This is a genomic window from Bathymodiolus platifrons methanotrophic gill symbiont (assembly GCF_002189065.1).
Classification (GTDB): Bacteria; Pseudomonadota; Gammaproteobacteria; order Methylococcales; family Methylomonadaceae; genus Methyloprofundus.
In genome coordinates this window covers 1-4,073 of sequence record NZ_BDMN01000439.1, presented here as the reverse complement: position 1 = coordinate 4,073, position 4,073 = coordinate 1, and the positions used below count along the sequence as shown (strand labels likewise).

Genomic DNA, 4,073 nt, shown 5'->3' with positions numbered 1-4,073 from the left:
ATATGATCCACCTTTTATTGAAATTGAGAATTATGATAGCAGATAACGTCAGAAAGGGGGATCTATGCGACAGAACCCAAGCAAGCAGTGACTAAACATTTTGAAGAGCTGGTTAAACAACCAAAATATGAGAAATACGCCGAAGCCCCTATCTATATCGTTTATTCAGATAGTCAGGATGAACAAAGTGCTAAAGGGCTGAATGGTGGCTTATCAGAAGAAAAGGTACTGGAAAGCTTTGCTCTGAAAAAGAACGGTTTGATTATCGTTGTCGCCAAGCTCCAAACTGGCTTTGATGAGCGGAAACTTCATACCCTGTTTTTGGATAAAGAAATTAAGGGGATCAGTGCCATTCAAACCATTTCCCGCGTTAACCGCACCACCAAATATAAGAATGATTGCAAGATTATTGATTTTTCATACGACAATGTGAATGTCCAAAATATCAAGGATGCGTTTGAGTATTTTTCTGATGTAGTGGTGAGTGACTTTGACCCCTTCAGTGATAAACGGGTTTTGGATATTTTACTGACAGAGCTAAAAAAATCTGAAATTTATCAAAAGTTTTTTGATCCTTTCATGCAGATTTACAAGGATGCTCATAGGCGGGATGATCCAGAAAGCTATCTGGACATAGAAAGCAGCATTGAAAAATTTATTGATGCAAACCCCAAAAGAACAGCCGACACTAAAGCTAAAACCGCGCAATATTTTACGATCCTAAACCGTATTGAATATGTGATCGATCTTGAGCCAAAATTCAGCGATCCGAGCTTTTTATTCTTCTTGCGTAAATTCAATACTATTTACAACATGATGCATCGTAGTAACGATGTAAAAGACCCGATTGAAGTCTATTTTGATAATCAGATTGGAATTATCGAGGTAGAAACCAGAGAGACAGAAAAGAAGAAAAATAAAAAACTCAAAGTTGCCACTGGAGGGGAAGAAGGTGAACCCTATCAATTTGATATTTTAAAAATTATCGAAGTACGAAACGAGAAGGAAGCGATTGATGGAAGCTTGATCGAAGACTTTGAAGGAAAAATTCAGGATTTATTTGGTTTTGTTCGGGCGCAGGAAGATGGAAAACGACTAATTGTAAAGATTAAATCACATGTTTCAGAAGATGAAATTTACGATGACTTCGCTAAATTATATCGGCGTTACAAGGCTCTGAACCGTAAAAAAGTCGGTGATTATTTCTTTAAAGAAATGGAGGATTTGGTTGATAAACTCTGTGCTGATTTTGAGGCGACGGTGACCAAACACAAGGAAGCTGAATAAAGTATGGAGAAATCGACAGGCCAACAAAAAACCGTTCTTGAATCAATTCTCGAATGGTCATTACAGCGTCCAGAGTGGCAGAGAGACGCACTTAGGCGAATAATTATTAAGGGCTTTCTTGATAAGAATGATTATGCTGAATTTGTAGAATTGTGCAAGCAAGGGAGGTTAGGAGTAGAAACAGAATTAAAAGCTATTCCTCTGGATAAAACGCAATTACCTGCTAATCCGGGAATCGGTGAATCTATCTCATTGTTGGCAATCAATGATATCGTAGGTGTTAACAACCTAGCTCCATTACAGACACTTTCTTTTGAGGAAAAAGGGCTGACTATAAATTATGGTGATAATGGAGCGGGTAAATCAGGGTATGGAAGAATACTTAAACGGGCATGTAGAGCTCGTCATTCGGTGAAAATTAACCCTAATATTTATGATACTGAGTTAAACACTATACGTCCTGCATCTGCTACTATTACCTTCAAAATTGGCGGTGGCGAGAAAATTACAGAAATGTGGGAAGACACGAGTAATCCTCATCCCCTATTATCAGCCGTCAGCGTCTTTGATAGTGATTGTGCTTCAGTTCATATAAATGAAAAAAATGAGGTTGCTTTTCGTCCGTTTGGGCTTGATGTTCCCGGTGAGCTTGCCAGCGCATGTCAGCAAGTAAAAGATACTCTTGTCTTGGAGCAAAAACAACTTAAGAACTCTCAGCATCCAATTTTCTCCAAGCCAACTTGGAAAGAGAAAACCATTGTAGGGCAAATAATTTCATCGTTAAATTACGATACTGATGTACAAGAACTTTCTATATTGGCAACTCTTTCAGAAGACGAATTGGCAAGATTAAATCGTCTTCGAGAAGATTTATCCAAAAATCCAGCTAAAGCCGCAGCGGAACAGAAATTAAAGGCTGATAATATCAAAGGATTACTTAATGCTGTCACACTCATAGCACAAAATACGACTGATGAAGCTTTAACTCAAGTTTTCAATCTTGTTCGTGATGCTCAGAGCAAGAGGAAAGCGGCACAATTAGCCGCAGATGTAGCGTTTTCTTCAGTACCACTTTCCGGTGTTGGTGGTGATGTTTGGCAATCTCTTTGGAATTCTGCACGCCGCTATTCCACAGAAATTGCATATCCTGACCAATCATATCCACCCTCTCAAAAAGATGCCCTATGTGTGCTTTGCCAACAGCCATTAGAGGACGGAGCAATCAAACGAATGGTGTTATTTGATGAGGTTATAAAAAAAGATACTGAACGACAGGCGCAAGAATCGGAGAACACCTCGAAAGAGACTCTTCGTGATCTAACCTCTCAAAGTATAGCACTACAGCCTTTGAAACCATATTGTCAAGAGCTTGCGATACAAAACCATGAACTTGCAAAGCAAACACGTCGGTTCATAGCATCGGCACGTCTTCGTCGGCATGTTTTAATAAAAGCTATGGATAACACAGGCGAACTCCAATTACCAATTATCGCTGACAACCCAATCTCAAAACTTGAACAGCTTGAAAAGACTGTACGCAATTATACGCTTGAACTTGAAAAATCTTCTGTTGGAGAAGAAAGAAAGAAGCTTGAGGCTGATTTCGCAGAGCTTGCCGACCGTGAAAAGCTTTCCAATATTTTGCCTACGGTGTTAGAGGAAGTAGAGCGTCTTAAAACTATTCACTTTATTGAGCAATGTCTAGTAGATACAAAGACAAACGCGATCACAAAAATTGGTAATGATATCGCTGATACAGTAATCACACCAAAACTACGCGATCGTTTTCAAGAGGAGATTGTTAAATTAGCCGCCGAGAAAGTACGGGTTGAAATTGTTCGATCTGGTGGGAAATCTGGTTCGCCTCAGTATCAAATACGCCTTTTTGCAAAACCAGATGCAAAAGTAGGTTTTATTCTTAGCGAAGGTGAACAAACATGTGTAGCTCTTGCTACCTTTTTAACTGAACTAGCAACAGCTACACACCGTTCGACACTTGTTTTTGATGATCCTGTTTCATCATTAGATCATCGATGGCGTAAACAGGTCGCCAAACGGCTTGTAGATGAATTAGAAAACCGACAGATCATAGTTTTTACCCATGATTTGGTGTTTGTGAACGACCTAATTGACTTGGCTAAAGGGCAAAATAGGATAGTTCGTTTTAATACTATTAGCCGTGGACTTCAGGGGGCTGGAATTGTAAGTGACGGCTTACCGTGGATTGCCAAGAGCGTGGGAGATCGTATCGATCAGTTGGAAAAAAATGCTCGTGATGCCAAGAAATTCTATGATAATAATCAAGATGAAGAATATCGCCAAAAAGTGTCAAATATCTATAATAAATTGAGAGCTTCTTGGGAGCGTGCTATTGAAGATATAGCATTTTTCCGAGTTATTCAGCGACACAGAGATTATGTAAATACGAAAGACCTTAAAAAAGTTTCAGTTCTGAGTGATACCGATTGCGATGCCTTTCATGCTGGTTTCAAAAAATGCTGTGATATTGTGGATGCTCATGATCCTTCAAGTGCAAGGAATGCTGAAGCTCCGCCGCCAAATGAGATTTTTCAGGATATTAAAATACTCAAAGATTGGGTAATTTCTTTGCGTAGTCGTCAAAAACAAATTAATTGAATACCCGCTCATTTTGGTTCTGTCGCAAAAGTTTATTGTGCGCATAAAAACCTGCCATAACCGGTCTTTATGCGGCTAATGAATAAAACTGTCCTGCAGGAGACAAGCCATCTCCTCCGATCATTTGCCCTTTTTTGATCATTTTCATT

Annotated in this window: 2 protein-coding genes; both read left to right on the top strand. The window is 39.2% G+C overall.

The genetic code is table 11. The annotated features are described in order from the left end of the window. The first annotated feature begins 87 nt into the window (after positions 1-87). Positions 88-1,287 (top strand): type I restriction enzyme subunit R domain-containing protein, encoded by a 1,200-nt coding sequence (locus CDZ78_RS19020; RefSeq protein WP_244559296.1) that lies wholly within the window; start codon positions 88-90, stop codon positions 1,285-1,287. A gap of 3 nt (positions 1,288-1,290) precedes the next feature. Then, positions 1,291-3,924 carry an AAA family ATPase gene (locus CDZ78_RS19015; RefSeq protein ID WP_087871379.1) on the top strand — a complete coding sequence of 878 codons (2,634 nt, stop codon included), beginning with the start codon at positions 1,291-1,293 and terminating at the stop codon, positions 3,922-3,924. Positions 3,925-4,073: the final 149 nt, after the last annotated feature.